The sequence below is a fragment of the Halomonas alkalisoli genome (assembly GCF_021412585.1).
In the GTDB taxonomy this organism is placed as follows: Bacteria; Pseudomonadota; Gammaproteobacteria; order Pseudomonadales; family Halomonadaceae; genus Halomonas; species Halomonas alkalisoli.
This window is the reverse complement of the sequence record NZ_JAKCMI010000012.1, coordinates 232,590-250,855: the sequence shown is the minus strand read 5'-3', so window position 1 is coordinate 250,855 and position 18,266 is coordinate 232,590. Positions and strand designations below refer to the sequence as shown.

At 63.5% G+C, this 18,266-nt stretch carries 13 protein-coding genes; 10 read left to right on the top strand and 3 right to left on the bottom strand.

From position 1 onward, the window contains the following. Nucleotides 1-18: 18 nt before the first annotated feature. From fdhA to LY622_RS03170, 4 genes are all read left to right on the top strand, one after another. On the top strand, nt 19-1,212 hold the full coding sequence (gene fdhA / locus LY622_RS03185) for a formaldehyde dehydrogenase, glutathione-independent (RefSeq protein WP_234289558.1): 1,194 nt from the start codon (nt 19-21) through the stop codon (nt 1,210-1,212). Nucleotides 1,213-1,573: 361 nt separating this feature from the next. Further along, nucleotides 1,574-3,292 carry an NAD(P)H-dependent oxidoreductase subunit E gene (locus LY622_RS03180; RefSeq protein WP_234289557.1) on the top strand — a complete coding sequence of 573 codons (1,719 nt, stop codon included), beginning with the start codon at nt 1,574-1,576 and terminating at the stop codon, nt 3,290-3,292. 4 nt (nt 3,293-3,296) lie between these two features. Continuing rightward, complete coding sequence (gene fdhF / locus LY622_RS03175) at nt 3,297-6,137, top strand: formate dehydrogenase subunit alpha (protein ID WP_234289556.1); 2,841 nt, start codon at nt 3,297-3,299, stop codon at nt 6,135-6,137. A 76-nt stretch (nt 6,138-6,213) separates the two neighbouring features. Next, nucleotides 6,214-6,453, top strand: a complete 240-nt coding sequence (locus LY622_RS03170) for a hypothetical protein (RefSeq protein ID WP_234289555.1) — start codon at nt 6,214-6,216, stop codon at nt 6,451-6,453. A 243-nt stretch (nt 6,454-6,696) separates the two neighbouring features. Here the strand turns inward: LY622_RS03170 and gbca are convergent, their stop codons facing one another. Then, nucleotides 6,697-7,983, bottom strand: coding sequence for a glycine betaine monooxygenase oxygenase subunit (gene gbca, locus LY622_RS03165; RefSeq protein ID WP_234289554.1), 1,287 nt, complete (start codon nt 7,981-7,983; stop codon nt 6,697-6,699). A gap of 304 nt (nt 7,984-8,287) precedes the next feature. On the opposite strand from gbca, the gene gbcB reads away from it, so the two are divergent. Beyond that, a complete protein-coding gene (gbcB, locus tag LY622_RS03160) occupies nt 8,288-9,394 on the top strand; it encodes a glycine betaine monooxygenase reductase subunit (protein ID WP_234289553.1) in 1,107 nt (368 codons plus the stop codon). A 351-nt stretch (nt 9,395-9,745) separates the two neighbouring features. Here the strand turns inward: gbcB and LY622_RS03155 are convergent, their stop codons facing one another. After that, the gene (locus LY622_RS03155) at nt 9,746-11,443 is read right to left on the bottom strand and encodes a BCCT family transporter (protein WP_234289552.1); all 1,698 of its coding nucleotides are present in this window, start codon (nt 11,441-11,443) and stop codon (nt 9,746-9,748) included. A 414-nt stretch (nt 11,444-11,857) separates the two neighbouring features. Here LY622_RS03155 and LY622_RS03150 point away from each other — a divergent pair, with 414 nt between their 5' ends. Together LY622_RS03150 and LY622_RS03145 are read left to right on the top strand one after the other, a co-directional pair. Further along, nucleotides 11,858-13,447: a peptide chain release factor 3 gene (locus LY622_RS03150; protein WP_234289551.1), complete on the top strand. Its 1,590-nt coding sequence runs from the start codon at nt 11,858-11,860 to the stop codon at nt 13,445-13,447. A 36-nt stretch (nt 13,448-13,483) separates the two neighbouring features. Then, complete coding sequence (locus LY622_RS03145) at nt 13,484-14,245, top strand: TatD family hydrolase (protein ID WP_234289550.1); 762 nt, start codon at nt 13,484-13,486, stop codon at nt 14,243-14,245. Here LY622_RS03145 and ygfZ read toward each other — a convergent pair. Further along, nucleotides 14,242-15,279 carry a CAF17-like 4Fe-4S cluster assembly/insertion protein YgfZ gene (ygfZ, locus tag LY622_RS03140; RefSeq protein WP_234289549.1) on the bottom strand — a complete coding sequence of 346 codons (1,038 nt, stop codon included), beginning with the start codon at nt 15,277-15,279 and terminating at the stop codon, nt 14,242-14,244. The two genes, LY622_RS03145 and ygfZ, sit on opposite strands and share 4 nt — an antisense overlap. A 162-nt stretch (nt 15,280-15,441) precedes the next feature. Here ygfZ and LY622_RS03135 point away from each other — a divergent pair, with 162 nt between their 5' ends. The 3 genes from LY622_RS03135 (at nt 15,442) to uvrB (ending at nt 18,169) form a co-directional block, all read left to right on the top strand. After that, nucleotides 15,442-15,639 carry a hypothetical protein gene (locus tag LY622_RS03135; RefSeq protein WP_234279132.1) on the top strand — a complete coding sequence of 66 codons (198 nt, stop codon included), beginning with the start codon at nt 15,442-15,444 and terminating at the stop codon, nt 15,637-15,639. Nucleotides 15,640-15,657: 18 nt separating this feature from the next. Further along, nucleotides 15,658-16,080 (top strand): OsmC family protein, encoded by a 423-nt coding sequence (locus LY622_RS03130; protein ID WP_234289548.1) that lies wholly within the window; start codon nt 15,658-15,660, stop codon nt 16,078-16,080. A 67-nt stretch (nt 16,081-16,147) separates the two neighbouring features. Further along, entirely contained in the window at nt 16,148-18,169 is a 2,022-nt protein-coding gene (gene uvrB / locus LY622_RS03125) for an excinuclease ABC subunit UvrB (protein ID WP_234289547.1), read from the top strand. Nucleotides 18,170-18,266 lie beyond the last annotated feature (97 nt).

Here is an 18,266-nt window from a genome sequence, read left to right as displayed (position 1 = left end):
CAAGTACAGGAGTCAGCCATGAGCCAAGCCAACCGCGGCGTCGTCTACAAGGGCCCGGGTAAGGTCGACGTCGAGTCCATTCCCTATCCGGAGCTCGCCCTCGGCAATCGCAAATGCGACCACGGCGTGATCCTCAAGGTCGTTACCACCAACATCTGCGGCAGCGACCAGCATATGGTACGCGGACGTACCACCGCGCCCTCCGGCCTGGTCCTTGGCCACGAGATCACTGGCCTGGTGGTCGAGTGCGGACGCGACGTCGAATTCATCCAGCCAGGCGACCTGGTCTCGGTGCCCTTCAACATCGCCTGCGGACGCTGCCGAAACTGCAAGGAAGGTCGTACGGGGATCTGCCTCAACGTCAACCCGGCGCGCCCGGGCGCGGCCTACGGCTACGTCGACATGGGCGGCTGGGTCGGCGGCCAGACCGAGTACGTCATGGTGCCCTACGCCGACTTCAACCTGCTGAAGTTCCCGGACACCGACCAGGCCATGGAGAAGATCCGCGACCTGACCCTGCTCTCGGACATCTTCCCCACCGGCTTCCACGGCTGCGTCACCGCCGGTGTCGGGCCCGGCAGCACCGTCTATATTGCCGGAGCCGGCCCCGTGGGTCTGGCGGCGGCGGTTTCCGCCCAGTTGCTTGGCGCGGCCTGCGTGATCGTCGGTGACATGATCGAAGAGCGCCTGGCCCAGGCGAGGAGCTTCGGTTGCGAGACCATCGACCTGACCCAGGACGGCGACATGGCCGACAAGATCGAGGTGATCCTCGGCGAGCGTGAGGTCGACGCCTTCGTCGACTGCGTCGGCTTCGAGGCCCACGCCTGTGGTTGCAACCACGGCAAGGAAGCCCCGGCCACGGTACTGAACTCGGCAATGTCGCTGACCCGGGCCGGCGGCCAGATCGGCATCCCGGGCCTGTATGTGACCGAAGATCCGGGTGCCGTCGACGACGCTGCCAAGCAGGGCGCGCTGAGCATGCGCTTCGGCCTCGGCTGGGCCAAGTCTCACAGCTTCCACACGGGGCAGTGCCCGGTGATGAAGTACCACCGTCCGCTGATGCAGGCGATCCTGTTCGGCAAGGTCAAGATCGCCGACGCGGTCAACGTCAAGGTCATCAGCCTGGACGAAGCCCCGCAGGGCTACGCGGACTTCGATGGCGGTGCCGCCAAGAAATTCGTCATTGACCCCCACGGCAGCGTGGCTGCCTGAGGGGTGCCTGAACTGGCCGTTGTCTAGCGCCAAAAGGCGGCGCCGCCAGCCTTTCGGGGTATTGACCCCCACGGCAGCGTGGCCGCCTGAGGCGTGCCTGAACTGGCCGTTGTCTAGCGCCAAAAGGCGGCGCCGCCAGCCTTTCGGGGTATCGACCCCCACGGCAGCGTGGCCGCCTGATACTGGCGATGACGGCAGGTATACCGTAGCGATAGGCGATGAGCCTCGGTTCACATCGAGGCTCATCCCATCATGCCCCAGCAGGGACAATGTATTGTCTGGCGCGCCGGACATTGTCCTAGTATAGGGGGAGTGACACCATGAATCCGCCACTACCAACAAGACCGAATATCGAGCCCCCATGACCGTCCAGACCGTGAATCCCAAGCGCCGTTTTCGTGGCAAGCCCCGCGGCCGCGAACTCGACACCGATGAGCTTGCGGCACTGCGCCAGCTGATTGGCGATGAGCGTGAGCAACCCGAGATGCGCCGGCGCGACCTGTTGATCGAGCACCTCCATGCGATTCAGGATAGTCGCGGGCATCTCCCCCTGGCAGCGCTTCGCGCCCTGGCCAGCTACATGAATCTTCCCATGGCCGCGGTCTACGAGACGGCGACCTTTTATGCGCATTTCGACGTGACCCACGACGATCAGCAGGCGCCGCCTGCGATCACGCTGCGGGTCTGTGATTCACTCTCCTGCCAGTTGGCCGGTGCCGAGGCGCTCCGGGCCCGGCTGGAGGAGGGTGCCGACCCTGCCGAGGTGCGCGTGCTGCGGGCACCCTGCATGGGACGCTGCGAGACCGCGCCGGTGGTGGAGGTGGGCCATCGACACCTGGGGCATGCCACCCCCGAGAGCGTGACGTCGGCCCTGGAGACGGGGGAGCTGCATCCCGATCCCATCGACTGGCCCAGCCTGGCCGACTACCGGGCCGTTGGCGGCTACACGCTTCTGGCAGACTGCCGTGAAGGGCGCGTGTCGGTCGAAACCTTGATGCAGGAGATGGAAGAGGCGGGCCTGCGCGGCCTGGGCGGAGCCGGCTTTCCCACCTTCCGCAAGTGGCACTTCGTGCGTGCCGAACCCGGGCCGAGGTACTGCGTCATCAATGCCGACGAGGGCGAGCCCGGTACCTTCAAGGATCGCTACTACCTGGAGCGTGAACCGCACCGTTTTCTGGAAGGCGCCCTGGTGAGCGCCTGGGCCGTGGAGGCCGAGGCGCTCTATATCTACCTGCGCGATGAGTATCCGGGCCTTCATCGGGTACTGCGGGAGGCGACCGAAGAGCTGGAGCAGGCCGGTCTGGTCGACCCCGGCTACGTGGTCCTGCGTCGCGGTGCCGGGGCCTACATCTGCGGCGAGGAGTCGGCGTTGATCGAGTCGCTGGAGGGCAAGCCGGGCAAGCCGCGCCATCGTCCTCCCTTCGTGGCCCAGAAGGGGCTCTTCGACCGGCCGACCCTGGTCAACAACGTGGAAACGGTCTACTGGATCCCGGTCATCCACAAGCGTGGCGCCGAATGGTTCGCAAGCCAAGGGCGGCATGGCCGCAAGGGGCTGCGCAGCTTCTCGGTCTCCGGCCGGGTTCGTTATCCCGGCGTGCATCTGGCGCCGGCCGGCATCACCTTGCGCGAACTGGTCGATGAGTACTGCGGTGGCATGGCAGACGGGCACCGTCTGCTGGGGTATCTCCCGGGCGGTGCCTCCGGCGGTATCCTGCCGGCGAGCAAGGCTGACGTCCCTCTGGACTTCGACACCCTTCAGGAGCACGGCTGCTTCATCGGTTCCGCCGCTATCATCGTGCTCTCCGACCAGGATGACCTGCGCGGGGTGGCCACCAACCTGCTGGCCTTCTTCGCCGACGAATCCTGCGGCCAGTGCACGCCGTGCCGGGTCGGCAGTGAAAAGATGCTGACCCTGCTGGAGCGACCGGAGTGGGATGCAGCGGCGCTGGATCGCCTGTCGCAGGTGATGATGGACGCCTCGATCTGCGGGCTGGGCCAGGCGGCGCCGAATCCGGTGCTCGGTCTGCTCAAGGATTTTCGGACCGAATTGGCCGATCAGAACGTGATTGTCAGGGGATGAAACCATGAATCAGGAAACCTTTACCCTGACCCTGGATGGGCATGAAATCAGCGCCACGCCGGGAGAAACCCTGTGGCAGGTCGCCAAGCGCGCCGGCGAGACCATTCCCCATCTCTGCTTCAAGGATGCGCCGGGCTATCGCAGTGACGGCAACTGCCGTGCCTGCATGGTCGAGATCGAAGGCGAGCGCGTCCTGGCGGCGAGCTGCCTGCGCCAGGCCGCTCCCGGCATGGTGGTCAGAAGTGCTACCTCCGATCGTGCCCGGGTGGCGCGTGAGGGCGTCCTGGAGCTGCTTGCCGTCGACCAGCCTGCTCGCCATGCGAGCCCCGACCGCTCCAGCCACTTCTGGGCCATGGCCGACCAGCTCGCCGTCGATGCCGATGCGGTGCGCCAGTGGTTGCCTGAGCAGGGCGAGCGCAGCCAGCCGACGGTGCATCATGTGGCCGACCGCGAGTCCTCGTTGACGCAGGACCGCTCCCACTCGGCGATGGCCGTCGACCTCAATGCCTGTATCGAGTGCAATCTTTGCGTACGAGCCTGCCGTGAAGTCCAGGTCAATGACGTCATCGGCATGGCTCATCGGGGCGCGGCGTCGAAGATCGTCTTCGACTTCGACGACCCCATGGGGGATAGCACCTGTGTGGCCTGCGGCGAGTGCGTGCAGGCTTGTCCTACCGGAGCGCTGATGCCGGCGACCCTGGTCGATGCGGCCGGCCATGGCGACTCCCGTGCGGCCGATCGCCAGGTCGACTCGGTCTGCCCCTATTGCGGCGTAGGCTGCCAGCTGACCTATCACGTCAAGGATGACCGGATCCTGTTTGTCGAAGGACGCGACGGCCCCTCGAACCAGAATCGTCTCTGCGTAAAGGGCCGCTTCGGTTTCGATTACCCCAATCATCCCGCACGAATCACCCGGCCCTTGATCCGCAAGGCCGGGGTGCCCAAGGGGCTCGATCCTGCCTTTGACCCTGCCGCGCCGCTGACCCATTTTCGTGAGGCGAGCTGGGACGAGGCGCTGGATATGGCCGCCGATGGCCTGAAGCGGCTCAAGGCCGAACATGGCCCCGCTGCGCTGGCCGGCTTCGGTAGCGCCAAGTGCACCAACGAGGAAGCGTGGCTGTTCCAGAAGCTGGTACGTACCGGTTTCGGCACCAACAACGTCGATCACTGTACTCGGCTGTGCCATGCCAGTTCGGTGGCGGCGCTGATGGAGTGCATCGGCTCGGGGGCGGTCACGGCCTCGTTCATGCAGGCGGAAAAGGCCGACGTGGTCATCCTCACCGGCTGCAATCCGGCCATCAACCACCCGGTGGCAGCGACCTTCTTCAAGCAGGCGGCCAAGCGCGGCACCAAGTTCATCATCATCGATCCCCGTGGCCAGTCGCTGGATGCCTATGCACACCTCAGCGTGCGGTTCAAGCCAGGGTCCGACGTATCGCTGTTCAATGCCCTGCTCAATGTCATCGTCACCGAGGGCCTCTACGACGAGGCGTATATCGCCCAGCACACCGAGGGGTTCGAAGCGCTCAAGGCCCATGTGGCGCCCATGACCCCCGAAGCGATGTCCGGGGCTTGCGGCGTGGATCCGGCAACCATTCGTGAAGTGGCGCGTGTCTATGCCACCGCGGAGAGGGCGATGATCTTCTGGGGCATGGGTATTTCCCAGCACACCCACGGCACGGACAACGCCCGTTGCCTCATCTCGCTGGCGTTGGCCTGCGGCCAGATCGGGCGTCCGGGCACGGGCCTGCATCCGCTGCGTGGGCAGAACAACGTTCAGGGAGCCTCCGATGCGGGCCTGATTCCCATGGTGCTGCCCGACTACCAACCGGTCGCGGATGCCCAGGTTCGTGCCGCTTTCGAAGAGCTGTGGAATACGCCGCTGGACGACCAGCCGGGGCTGACCGTGGTGGAGATCATGCACGCCATTCATGACGGCACGATCAAGGGCATGTATATCCAGGGCGAGAATCCCGCCATGTCCGATCCGGACCTGGCGCATGCCCGCAGTGCCCTGGCGCAACTGGAACACCTGGTGGTGCAGGATCTGTTCGTGACCGAGACCGCCCAGTTCGCCGATGTGATACTGCCGGCTTCCGCCTGGCCGGAGAAGGATGGCACCGTTACCAATACCAACCGACAGGTACAGCTCGGCCGCGCCGCCGTGCCCATGCCCGGGGAAGCCCGGACGGACTGGTGGATCATCCAGGAGATCGCCCGGCGCTTCGACCTCGATTGGCACTACGATCACCCCCGCGACGTCTTCGCGGAAATGAAGCAGGGCATGCCTTCGCTGGATCACATCAGTTGGGAGCGCCTGGAGCGGGAGGCGTCGGTGACCTATCCCTGCCCGGCAGACGACGAGCCGGGAGCCGATGTGGTATTCAGCGATGCCTTCCACACGGAGAGCGGCCGCGCATCCTTCTCGCCGACCCTGCCGCTGCCACCGGACGAGCCGATCGATGCCGAGTACCCGGTCGTGCTCACGACCGGGCGCCAGTTGGAGCACTGGCATACCGGCTCCATGACCCGGCGCGCCCAGGTGCTCGACGACCTGGAGCCGGAAGCGGTGGCGACCCTGGCACCGGCTGAGATGCGCCGGCTGGGGGTGGAGCCCGGCTCCGCCATTACCATCACCACGCGCAGGGGGAGCATTACCCTGTCGGTACGTACCGACCCGGCCATGCCCGAGGGCATGGTGTTCGTGCCGTTCTGCTACGCCGAGGCCGCCGCCAACATCCTGACCAACCCGGCGCTGGATCCCTTCGGCAAGATCCCGGAGTTCAAGTATGCTGCCTGTCGCTTGAGCCGCGCCAATGCGTCGGCGCCGGTGGAGAGCGTATAGGCCAGGTCGCGCCATGTGATGTGGAGCGGTCTGTCATGCAGACAGCCATGGTAGAGCAGGAGAGGAGAGCAGACCGATGATGATCGTCGACCTGATCGATGACGATGATTTCCGTGATCGTTTGGTGGCGCTCGGTATTCGTATCCCCGAGGGAGCCAGCCCGGAAACCAGCGCCCGCCTGGCACTGCTGCAGCATGACGAGGAGGGCGTGGCTGGTCTTCAGGAACTGGTGCAAGCGCTCGGCGAGCGGACCGACATCATGCTGCCCTCGGTGAGGGCAGCACTGGATGAGGTCCTGTTGCCTGCCTTGCGATAGCAAGACCGTATTAGCGTGCTGAAGGCTTCCCCGACTCGAAAGAGCCGGGGCTTTTTCGTTGCTACAAGCCTATTCCACGCTATCCTGGTCATCGGCTTGGCCGCTACGGCTTTGCCATATTGTTTGCTGAAACGTTGGCTACTGAAACGATGGGCGCAGAAATGACGGGACCCGCGCAGAGGCGGGTCCCGTCAGGTATGGCGCACAGATAAGCGGCGCCCTATCTTCACCTGCGAGCTATCTTCAGCGGCGCACTACCTGAAGGCTCGGTGTGGCCTGCCCGATATGTTCCTGCAGTCGCTCGCAGTACCAGTCGATGAAGTCGATGACGCCGAACTCATAGGTGGGCGAGTAGGGCCCGGGTGAGTAGGCCTTCGAGTTGATGCCGCGCTGGTTCTCTTCGGCCAGGCGACGGTCCTGCTCGTTGGTGGCATCCCACACGCGACGCAGTGCCGTCGGGTCGTAGTCGACGCCTTCCACCGCGTCCTTGTGCACCAGCCACTTGGTCGTCACCACGGTCTGCTGTGGTCCCAGGGGCATGACGCGGAAGACTATCGCGTGATCGCCCATGACGTGGTTCCAGGAGTTGGGCAGGTGCAGGATGCGCAGCGAGCCCATGTCGGGATCGCTCAGCTCGCCCAGCAGCCGCTTGCAGCCCTGTGTGCCGTCCATGGTCATGGAAACGCGCCCTTCGAGCAGGGGGGTGCGGGTCAGGCGATTCCTGCGGCCGTGGCGCTGCAGCGCCCAGGGGATATCGAGCGCATCCCAGTCGCTCTGCTTTCTTGCGACCAGGGCCTTGTAGGCATCGGTGGCGCGGGGGTCGTCGGTATCGTCGAATTCCTGTAGCGAGTTGAGCAGCTCCGGGTGAGCGCCGTTACAGTGATAGCATTCGCGATTGTTCTCGATCACGAGCTTCCAGTTGGCCTGCTCGACGATGGTGGACTCCACGGCGACCTTGGCATTCTCCAGGTCATGGGGGGCCACATAGCGCGACAGGCTCGCCAGGAATTCGTCGATGGGAGGAGGCGTGTCGGACAGGCAGATGAAGATGAAGCCGCCGGCGCTCTCTACGGCGATGGGGCGCAATCCATACTCGGCGAGATCGAAGTCGCCGCCCATATCGCTGCCAGCGAACAGTAGCCGGCCGTCGAGCTCATAGGTCCACTGATGATAGGGGCAGACCAGTTTGGCCACTTTGCCGCGTGACTGGGTACAGAGCCGTGAGCCACGATGGCGGCAGACATTGTGGAACGCGTGAATGGCACCCTCGGCACCGCGGACGATGATGATGGGGTTGTCGCCCACGTCCAGGGTAAGATAGTTCCCCTTGGCCGGTATCTCGCAGCTCATGCCGGCAAACAACCACTCCTTCTCGAAGATCGTCTCCATGTCGAGGGCGAAGAATCCACCATCGTTGTAGAACGGCTGTGCCAGCGAGAAACCGGGCTGGCGGTTGTCGAGACGGGAGGCCACATCGAGACGAATGGCAGATAGCGGGTCATCGAGCGGCGAGGGTGTGGCAGTGGACATCAAGGGCATCCTTTTTGACGGGCTGGTAAATGGGGTTCGCGTCATCCGGGACCTTGCGGAACCATCGGAGGCAAGCAGAGTGTGGTCCAGCGTCGAGATGGGTCCATGCCTTGCAGCGACGCCGACAGGCGTGGTTACGACCTGGGTCTTGTCGATGGCTCATCCGGCTGGCCTCTTCAGGCAAGTCGATGTCGCTGGCAGAACAATGGGGGGAGTCTCCCACCCCTCAAAATGCCCCCAAACAGCGCTCTAGCCATTGAATGGCTGGTCCCAACCTCCTTGCTTACCCTTGGCGAGACGAGATATGACAATGAACTTCCTCAATCCTGTCACTACCCAGACATGGGCCAACGGCCGCCACATGGTGCGTTGCGTCAAGGTGATTCAGGAGACCTGGGATGTGCGTACCTTCTGCTTCATGGCAGAGCAGCCGGTGCTGTTCTTCTTCAAGCCGGGGCAGTTCGTGACACTGGAGCTGGAGATCGATGGTGAACCGATCATGCGCTCCTACACCATCTCCAGTTCGCCATCGGTACCCTACAGCTTCTCGATCACCGTGAAGCGGGTGCCGGGTGGCCGGGTCTCCAACTGGTTGCATGACAACCTTGCGGTCAACGATGAACTTGCCGTACACGGTCCGGTGGGTAACTTCAACTCGATCGACTTTCCCGCCGACAAGGTGCTGTTCCTCTCCGGTGGCGTGGGCATTACGCCGCTGATGTCGATGACCCGCTGGTTCTTCGACACCAACGCCAGCGTCGACGTCGAGTTCATCCATAGTGCGCGTGCCCCGCGCGACGTCATCTACCATCGCGAACTGGTGCACATGTTCTCGCGAATCCCCGAGTTCAAGCTGCATATCGTTTGTGAGAAAAAGGATGACATCGGCGAGGCCTGGGCCGGCTATCGCGGATATCTGACCCAGCCGATGCTGGAGCTGATGGCACCCGACTTTTTGGAGCGGGAGATCTTCTGCTGCGGCCCCACGCCCTACATGAACGCAATCAAGCACATCCTGCGCGATAACGGCTTCGACATGAGCCACTATCATGAGGAGTCCTTCGGCGCCACACCGCTGGATGTGCGTGAGGACGTGTTGGAACTGGCTGAACAGGCCGAGGCGGAGGCCGAAGAGGTCGATGTCGCCGATATGCTCAGTGTGGAGTTCAGCACCTCCGGCAAGAGCGTGCGCATTCAGCCGGGCGAGACCGTGCATTCCGCTGCCGCCAAGCTCGGGCTGCACATCCCCAAGGCCTGCGGCATGGGCATCTGTGGCACCTGTCGGGTGCCGTTGGCTTCCGGCGAGGTGGAAATGGAGCACAACGGTGGCATTACCGATGAGGATGTTGCCGAAGGCTATATTCTTTCATGTTGTAGTACGCCCAAGGGCAATGTGGTCGTCGATTTCTAATCCTCCTCAACGATACTCCTCGGCCAGTCACTTCCCTGGCCGTCAACGAGAAGAGCCCCGCATGCGCGGGGCTCTTCTCGTTGGCGCTATCTGTTTCAGGGAGGCCTGCGGGCCTCCCCGTGGCGACGGGATCGGTTGGCATGAGAGCCTACCGCCCACGGGCTCGCTCATCGGCTCCTGGGGCGGAGTAGCAGCCCTCCAGCCAGCCAGCAGCACCAGGGTGAAGGGCAGGCCGGTGGAGGCCGCCATGGCCTGCTGTGCCGCAAACAAGAAGAGCCCCGCATGTGCGGGGCTCTTCTCGTTGACGCTATCTGTTTCAGGGAGGCCGTAGGCCTCCCTGTGTCGACGGGATCAGCCGACGGTTGGCTTGAGAACTGACCTGCTACGGGGCTCGCTCATCAGCCCCTTGACGATCGAGTAGCAGCCCACCAGCAGCACCAGGGTGAAGGGCAGGCCGGTGGAGACCGCCATGGCCTGCAGTGCCGCGAGCCCACCACCTAGCAGCAGGGCGATGGCAATCAAACCCTCGACAGTTGCCCAGAAGACACGCTGGGGCTTGGGGGCGTTGACCTTGCCGCCGGCAGTGATGGTATCGATGACCAGTGAGCCGGAGTCCGACGAGGTGATGAAGAACACCACGACCAGCACGATGCCGATGAAGGAGGTGATGGCTGCCAGCGGCAGCTCGGCCAGCATTACGAACAGCTGCAGTTCGAGCGCGGCATTCTGGACGCCTTCGAACCCTGCCGATACCAGCTGGTGGATACCGGTACCACCGAAGGCGGACATCCACAGTACCGAGACCAGCGACGGCACCAGCAGCACGGCGATCAGGAACTCGCGTACCGTGCGGCCACGACTGATCCGGGCGATGAACATGCCGACGAACGGAGACCAGGAGATCCACCAGGCCCAGTAGAAGGCGGTCCAGCCCTGGCTGAAGTTGGCGTCCTCGCGGCCGAACGGATTGGAGAGCGCCGGCAGGTAGGTTGCATAGGCCAGCAGGCTGTCGAAGAATCCGGTCAGGATGGCCAGCGTGGGCCCGACCACGATGACGAAGGCGAGCAACAGGAAGGCCAGACCCATGTTTAGCTGGGAAAGCCGTTTCACGCCCTTGTCCACGCCGGCAACGATGGAGAGGATGGCGATCAGCGTGATGCCGACGATCAGCAGCATCATGGTCAAGTTGCCGTCCGGGATGCCGAACAGGAAACCGAGTCCGGCGGACGCCTGTGACGCGCCGAGGCCCAGCGAGGTTGCCAGGCCGAAAAGGGTGGCAAATACCGCCAGGATATCGATGACATGGCCGGGCCAGCCCCAGATGCGCTCACCCAGTATCGGGTAGAAGATCGAGCGCATGGTCAACGGCAATCCCTTGTTGTAGGCGAAGATGGCCAATGACAGCGCCACGATGGCGTAGATCGCCCAAGGGTGAAGGCCCCAGTGGAAGATGGTGGCCGCCATGCTCAGGCGAGCCGACTCCTGGGCGTTGCCGGCAGCCGCTCCTAGCGGAGCCCAGTCGGTGCGAACGCCATTCTCCATGGCGGTGCCGCCCATGGCGCTGGAGAAGTGCGACATGGGTTCCGAGACACCATAGAACATCAGGCCGATGCCCATGCCCGCAGCGAACAGCATGGAGAACCAGGAGAGATAGGAGAAGTCGGGCTTGGCATCGAGCCCGCCGATTCGCACCTTGCCCAGCGGCGAGACCACCAGCGCCAGGCAGAGCAGTACGAAGATGTTGGCCGAGAGCAGGAAGAACCAGGACAGGTTGCCGGTCAGCCAGTTGCGAAGTCCCGTGAAGAGGGGCTCCACTTCGCTCTGCAGGGCGAGAGTGAGGAGGACGAATAGCAGGGTGACCAGGGCAGAAATGCCGAACACCTTGCCGTGGATATCGAGATCGATCTTGAAATGACCGGTGAGATTAAGATTATCCTGACCGATCACGTAATCGGTTTCGATCAGGTCGCTAGGGCCTTCGGGGGGTGGCACCCCCTCGGCGCCGGCCGTTGGTTGGCCGGATGGGGAATGGCTTGTGGGTCTATTCATATCAGGGTTTCTCCCGCTTGTTATTGTTCTCGCCCAGGCAAAAGCAGACGTGGCGGGCTATCGCCAACGGGCCGCGCACAGGGCGAGGGGCAAGTGGATGAGAGTGGCGTGGATTGGGGGCCACCTCAGAGCGGAGCACGACGGTCCTGGCGCCATTGGGAAAGACCCGGCGTCCAGAGCGTCACGCTGCAATTTACTCCTGTGGGAGGCTCGCGCATGTCTGACGGCGACGTTTGCAAGGTGCCCATACGACCTCTCAGCTGGTGACGCCCTGATTACGGCCATCCCCTTTCCCTCGACGCCTTGCTACAACTTCCGACGCTGGCCTACAACTGCCGCCGCCAAAGCCGTAGAATGCGTGCCATTCCATTCACGCACCCTCAGCCGGTGCCATGACGGCGAAATCGAAAACAGATGTCAGAAGCCACTCTGGCCCGGGAAGTCGGGCTGCGCAGGACTTTCGCGATCATCTCGCACCCCGATGCGGGCAAGACCACCATCACCGAGAAGATGCTGCTGTTCGGCAACGCCATCCAGCTCGCGGGCTCGGTGAAGAGCAAGCGCAACGACCGCCATGCCACTTCCGACTGGATGAAGATGGAGCAGGAGCGGGGGATCTCGGTGACCACCTCGGTCATGCAGTTCCCCTACGGCGGACGTATCGTCAACCTGCTCGATACCCCGGGTCACGAGGATTTCTCCGAAGATACCTACCGCACCCTGACGGCTGTGGATTCGGCGCTGATGGTGATCGATGGGGCCAAGGGCGTCGAGGCCCGCACCATCAAGTTGATGGAGGTATGTCGTCTGCGCACCACGCCGATCCTCACCTTCGTCAACAAGATGGACCGTGAGACCCGCGATCCGGTCGAAGTCATGGACGAGGTCGAGGAGGTGCTCGATATCCAGTGCGCGCCCATGACCTGGCCGATCGGCATGGGGCGTAATTTCAAGGGCGTCTACCACCTCTATAACGATGTGATCCATCTCTACACCCAGGGCCAGGGGAGTCGGATTCCCGAGGACAGGCGCATCGAGGGGCTCGATAACCCCGAGGTCGACGCGGTGCTCGGCGAGGACCTGGCCGAGGAGCTGCGCATGGAAGTGGAGCTGGTGCGTGGGGCATCGCACGAGTTCGACCATGATGCCTATCTGCGCGGTGAGCTGACCCCGGTCTATTTCGGTACCGCCATGGGCAACTTTGGCGTACGGGAGATGATGGATGGCTTCGTCGAGTACGCACCGCCGCCCCAGCCGCGAGAGACCGATACCCGCAACGTGGAAGCCGCCGATCCGAGATTCACCGGCTTCGTGTTCAAGATCCAGGCCAACATGGATCCCAACCATCGTGACCGTATCGCCTTCCTGCGGGTCTGTTCCGGCAAGTACGACAAGAACATGAAGATGCGCCACGTGCGTATCAAGAAGGACGTCAAGATAGCCGATGCGCTGACCTTCATGGCCTCCGACCGTACCCATGTCGAAGAGGCCTGGCCCGGCGACATCATCGGCCTGCACAATCATGGCACCATCCAGATCGGCGATACCTTCACCGTGGGTGAGGACATGCGCTTCACCGGCATTCCCCACTTCGCCCCGGAGCTGTTCAAGCGCGTGCAGCTCAAGGATCCGCTCAAGCTCAAGGCCCTGCAGAAGGGGTTGCAGCAGCTGTCGGAGGAGGGCGCCACCCAGCTGTTCCAGCCGCTGGACAACAACGACCTCATCCTCGGCGCCGTGGGTACCCTGCAGTTCGACGTGGTAGCCCACCGGCTCAAGGAAGAGTACAAGGTCGACTGCGTCTATCAGCCGGTCAACGTGCAGACCGCCCGCTGGGTCTATTGCGAGGATGCCAAGATGCTCGAGGAGTTCAAGCGCAAGGCGAGTGCCAACCTGGCGATAGATGGCGGCGGCTATCTGACCTACATTGCCCCTACGCGGGTCAATCTGCAGATGACTCAGGAGCGCTGGCCGGATATTCGGTTCGCCGCCACACGCGAGCACTAGCAGAGCTGCCGAAAGGTTCGCCAAGGGAGGCTGGAATTGCTGATCGACGCCCACTGCCATCTCGATTTCCCCGAATTCGACGACGACCGTGATGCCATGTTCGAGCGGGCCAGGGCGGTCGGGGTCGGGCACTTCATGGTGCCCGGCACCACCCGCCAGCGCTGGCCGGCGGTGCTGGCGCTGGGTGAGCGCAGCGACGTTCACGTCAGCCTCGGCTTGCATCCCTATTTCATGCATGAACACGGCGAAGGGGACGTCGAGGCCTTGGCCCGTATGCTCGAAGAGCATCCCGAGGTGCGGGCGCTGGGCGAGTGCGGTATCGATGCCCGGTTCGAGGAGAGCCTGGACGCCCAGTGGACGCTGTTCAACGCCCAGCTTCGGCTGGCCAAGTCGCGCCAGCTACCGGTGGTGATTCACTGCGTGCACGCCAACGATCAGGTCTCCAAGCGGCTGCGCCAGCTCGATCTTCCAGCAGGTGGCCTGATCCACGCCTTCGCCGGTTCGCCGGACCAGGCCTGGAAATTCCTCGATCTCGGCTTCGTGGTCGGCCTGGGCGGTGCCGTGACGTATGAGCGAGCCCAGCGCCTGTGGCGGGCGGTGAAGAGCCTGCCCGAGGATGGCTTCGTGCTGGAGACCGACAGCCCCGACATGCCGCTATGCGGCCATCAGGGGCAGCGCAACGAGCCGGCGCGTATCGTCCAGGTATGCGAAATGGTGGCGAAGCTAAGGGGCGAAGCGCCGAAGACGATCGCCGCCCAGAGCACGGCGACCGCCCGGCGAGTCTTCGGGCTGTCCTAGGCCAAGGCCAGGCTTTCCGGATCCAGCCGTTCGATGGGGTAGGGCAGCTTCATCAGCTTGACCGGCTGACCGTCGACGCTCAGTGGCCCTATCTCCTCCCCCCTGGTGCTGGTCACGGCCAGTATCTCGGGCTGGCCGTAGGCGTCCATTTCGGCGGCCAGCACTTCGCCCTGGGACTTGCCGTTTTCGTCGAGCAGGGGGGTGCCGAGTGCCGGCACCCTGTCTCCCTCCAGCTGGGCCCTTGCCAGCCGCTTCTTGACCTGGCCGCGGAAGTGGGCTCGCGCGACCACTTCCTGCCCGGTGTAGCACCCCTTCTTGAAGCTGATGCCGCCGAGTGCCTCCCAGTTGATCATCTGTGGCAGCAGGGCGTCCTGATGCTGCGGGGTAAGCCAGGCGAGCCCGGCCTGGATGTCGTGGAGACACCAGACGGCGTTGCCGACCAGGCTCGCCTGCGGGGTCAGGCGAGCGACGAGCTCCTGAGCCGCAGGGATAGGCAGGCAAGCCAGCAGCCGGGGCTGGGTCCCGGGATGGGCCAGCAACTGCACGTTCTCGTCGCCGGCCTGGTGCCAGATGGCCGGCGGCACCAGGTCGAATCGCACCTCCGCCAGGGCCTTGGCTTCCTTGCCGATCAGGCCGATCAAGGCGAGGTCGTCCCGCACCTTGAGCTCCGACTTGTAGAAGGGGGCGAATTTCTTGAGGTGCGAGCCTAGCGTCTCGATCAGGCCACGATGCAGTATCAGGCGATAGTGATCGGGTGCCACTCGCAGCAGCTGGGCATTGGCCAGCATGCGTCCCTTGGCGGTACAGAAGCAGGTCAAGGGGGCGAAGTCGCCATTGGCAAGATCCACCTGGGCACTGGTCTGGCCCTGGAGGAACTTGCCGGCGCCCGAACCGATGACGTCGAGCACGCCCAGATGGATGAGCGGGGTGACGACGGTGGCGTCCAGTGCCTCACGGGCCGGGTCCGGGGTGTCGAAGTCGATCCGGTCCTCACTCTTGCGCCGCCCCTCCAGGGCGGTAATCCAGTCGCTCATTGCCTGTGGCTCCAGGTGCGTCATGTGGGGAAGAGATGGGTTGTCATTCATAGGGTATGCGGGCGAAGAGAAGGAATTGCAACCGGCTGTCGACCGGTAGGTAGCATGCTAAACTCGTCTATCCAATGTCTGCCATCTTATCCGCCGGTCCAGGAGTCATCTATGGCACAGCAGTCGCTGAGCTTTCGCGGCGTGGAGAACGCCGACCAGGTCAATCGTATTACCACGGTGCTGATGATGCTGGACGGCGTCGAGTCGGCCGAGGTCGGCCGCCATGGGGCCGATGTTCAGGGGCGTGTCTCCCGGGAGGCCCTGATCAAGGCGGTCCAGTCGCTCAAGCTCCCCATCGAAGTCCAGTAATCCCGTCGAGGTCGTTTCATGCAGAAGACCATTGAAATCGTCAGTGAGCGTAACAGCATTTTCCGCCAGCGGGTCGAGCTCGATGGCTTCGAAGATATCTTCGTCGACGTGCCCAGGGCCTTCGGTGGCGAGGGTAGCGCACCGGATCCCCATGACTATTTCGATCTGTCGCTCGGTGCCTGCAAGGCGATCACCGCCCAGATGTATGCCAAGCGCAAGCAGTGGCCGCTGGAGGGCGTCAGCGTGACGATCAATCGAGACGACAGCGAGGAACGCAAGGGCACCTATCGACTCGAAGTGGTGATGACCTTCCATGGCATCGACGATCCGGCGCAGCGCCAGCGGCTCGAGGAGATCAGCCACAAGTGTCCGATCCATCGCCTGATGACCAGCTCAACGGTGGAAGTTACCACTCGCACTGCCGATATCGCCGAGTCGTGAGCGATCGGCGGATCGAAATCGTCACACCCAGGCGCCAGCTCGGCGCCTGACGCACTCCGGAGCTGGCATGAGCAAGCCCTTTCGCCTTCAGTCGAATTTCCAGCCGGCCGGCGATCAGCCGGCTGCCATCGAGAGCCTGATCAGCGGGCTGGAGTCGGGCCTGACTCACCAGACCCTGCTGGGGGTGACAGGATCGGGGAAGACATTCACCATGGCCAACGTGGTGGAACGACTGCAGCGTCCGACCATCGTCATGGCCCCCAACAAGACCCTGGCGGCCCAGCTCTATGGCGAGTTCAAGTCGTTCTTTCCCGACAATGCCATCGAGTATTTCGTTTCCTATTACGACTACTATCAGCCCGAGGCCTACGTACCGTCGTCGGACACCTTCATCGAGAAGGACGCCTCGATCAACGAGCATATCGAGCAGATGCGGCTGTCCGCCACCAAGGCCTTGCTGGAGCGGCGCGATGCGCTGATCGTGGTCTCTGTCTCGGCGATCTACGGCTTGGGCGATCCGGACCAGTATCTCAAGATGCGCCTGCACTTCACCCGGGGCGAGCTGATCCATCAGCGCGATTTCCTGCGTCGGCTTGCCGAGCTGCAGTACACCCGCAACGACATGGACTTTCGCCGGGGTACCTATCGCGTGCGCGGCGATGTCATCGATATCTACCCGGCCGACTCCGACGAGGAGGCGGTACGCGTGGAGCTGTTCGACGACGAGATCGACACCATCAGCCTGTTCGACCCGCTGACCGGCGAGGTGCGCGGCAAGGTGCCGCGCATGACCATCTACCCCAAGAGCCATTATGTGACGCCGCGAGAGACTATCGTGGCGGCAGCGGATCGCATCAAGAGCGAACTGGTCGAGCGCCTGGAGTGGCTGCGCAAGCATGACAGGCTGGTGGAAGCGCAGCGCCTCGAGCAGCGCACCCTCTACGACCTCGAGATGATGAACGAACTTGGCTACTGCAACGGGATCGAGAACTACTCGCGCTACCTGTCGGGGCGTGCACCGGGCGAGCCGCCGCCCACCTTCTTCGACTACCTGCCGGCGGACGCGCTGCTGTTCATCGACGAATCCCACGTCAGCGTTCCCCAGGTTGGCGGCATGTACAAGGGCGACCGCTCTCGCAAGGAGACGCTGGTGGAGTACGGCTTCCGCTTGCCGTCGGCGCTGGACAATCGTCCCATGAAGTTCGAGGAGTGGGAGCGCATCTCTCCCCAGACCATCTTCGTTTCGGCCACCCCGGGGCCCTATGAGGCGGAACATGCCGGCCAGCTCGTGGAGCAGGTGGTGCGCCCCACCGGGCTGCTCGACCCGGAGCTCGAGGTTCGCCCGGCGACGACACAGGTGGATGACCTGCTCTCCGAGATACGCTTGCGCACCAATGTCGGTGAGCGGGTGCTGGTCACCACGCTGACCAAGCGGATGGCGGAAGACCTGACGGAGTATCTTGACGAGCATGACGTGCGCGTGCGCTACCTGCACTCCGATATCGACACCGTGGAGCGGGTCGAGATCATCCGCGATCTGCGTCTTGGCAAGTTCGATGTGCTGGTCGGCATCAACCTCTTGCGGGAGGGCCTCGACATCCCCGAAGTCTCGCTGGTGGCGATACTCGATGCCGACAAGGAGGGGTTCCTGCGCAACGAGCGCTCGCTGATCCAGACGATCGGGCGGGCGGCGCGCAACGCCCATGGCAAGGCGATTCTCTATGGCGATCGGGTCACCGATTCGATGCGCCGTGCCATCGAGGAAACCGAGCGGCGCAGGGCCAAGCAAATGGAACACAACGCGGCCCACGGCATTACCCCCACCACGATAACGCGATCGGTGGCCGACATCATGGAAACCTCCCGGACCCCGGGCAAGAAGGGCGGCCGCAAGCGCGGGGAACGCCAGGTGGCCGAAGGTGCGGCAATCTATGACCTTACCGAGCTCTCGCCGAAAGAGCTGGTCAAGGAGATCTCCCGTACGGAGGACGCCATGTTCGAGGCGGCCCAGAACCTGGAGTTCGAGGAGGCGGCACGACTGCGCGACCGGCTGCATAAGCTAAAGGAACGGCAGCTGGTGCTGGGTTAACGTTGTTCGCTCAAGGCTGTTTCGGCGACAGGTCTACGAGGGGGCGCTGTAAACCCTTCCCTGGGCGCTACTTTTGCCATCCATGGCAAAAGACCCC

Coding starts and splice junctions, on each gene's coding strand:
- fdhA (WP_234289558.1), top strand. CDS start 19: ATGAGCCAAGCCAACCGCGGCGTCGTCTACAAGGGCCCGGGTAAGGTC.
- LY622_RS03180 (WP_234289557.1), top strand. CDS start 1,574: ATGACCGTCCAGACCGTGAATCCCAAGCGCCGTTTTCGTGGCAAGCCC.
- fdhF (WP_234289556.1), top strand. CDS start 3,297: ATGAATCAGGAAACCTTTACCCTGACCCTGGATGGGCATGAAATCAGC.
- LY622_RS03170 (WP_234289555.1), top strand. CDS start 6,214: ATGATGATCGTCGACCTGATCGATGACGATGATTTCCGTGATCGTTTG.
- gbca (WP_234289554.1), bottom strand. CDS start 7,983: ATGTCCACTGCCACACCCTCGCCGCTCGATGACCCGCTATCTGCCATT.
- gbcB (WP_234289553.1), top strand. CDS start 8,288: ATGACAATGAACTTCCTCAATCCTGTCACTACCCAGACATGGGCCAAC.
- LY622_RS03155 (WP_234289552.1), bottom strand. CDS start 11,443: ATGAATAGACCCACAAGCCATTCCCCATCCGGCCAACCAACGGCCGGC.
- LY622_RS03150 (WP_234289551.1), top strand. CDS start 11,858: ATGTCAGAAGCCACTCTGGCCCGGGAAGTCGGGCTGCGCAGGACTTTC.
- ygfZ (WP_234289549.1), bottom strand. CDS start 15,279: ATGAGCGACTGGATTACCGCCCTGGAGGGGCGGCGCAAGAGTGAGGAC.
- LY622_RS03135 (WP_234279132.1), top strand. CDS start 15,442: ATGGCACAGCAGTCGCTGAGCTTTCGCGGCGTGGAGAACGCCGACCAG.
- LY622_RS03130 (WP_234289548.1), top strand. CDS start 15,658: ATGCAGAAGACCATTGAAATCGTCAGTGAGCGTAACAGCATTTTCCGC.
- uvrB (WP_234289547.1), top strand. CDS start 16,148: ATGAGCAAGCCCTTTCGCCTTCAGTCGAATTTCCAGCCGGCCGGCGAT.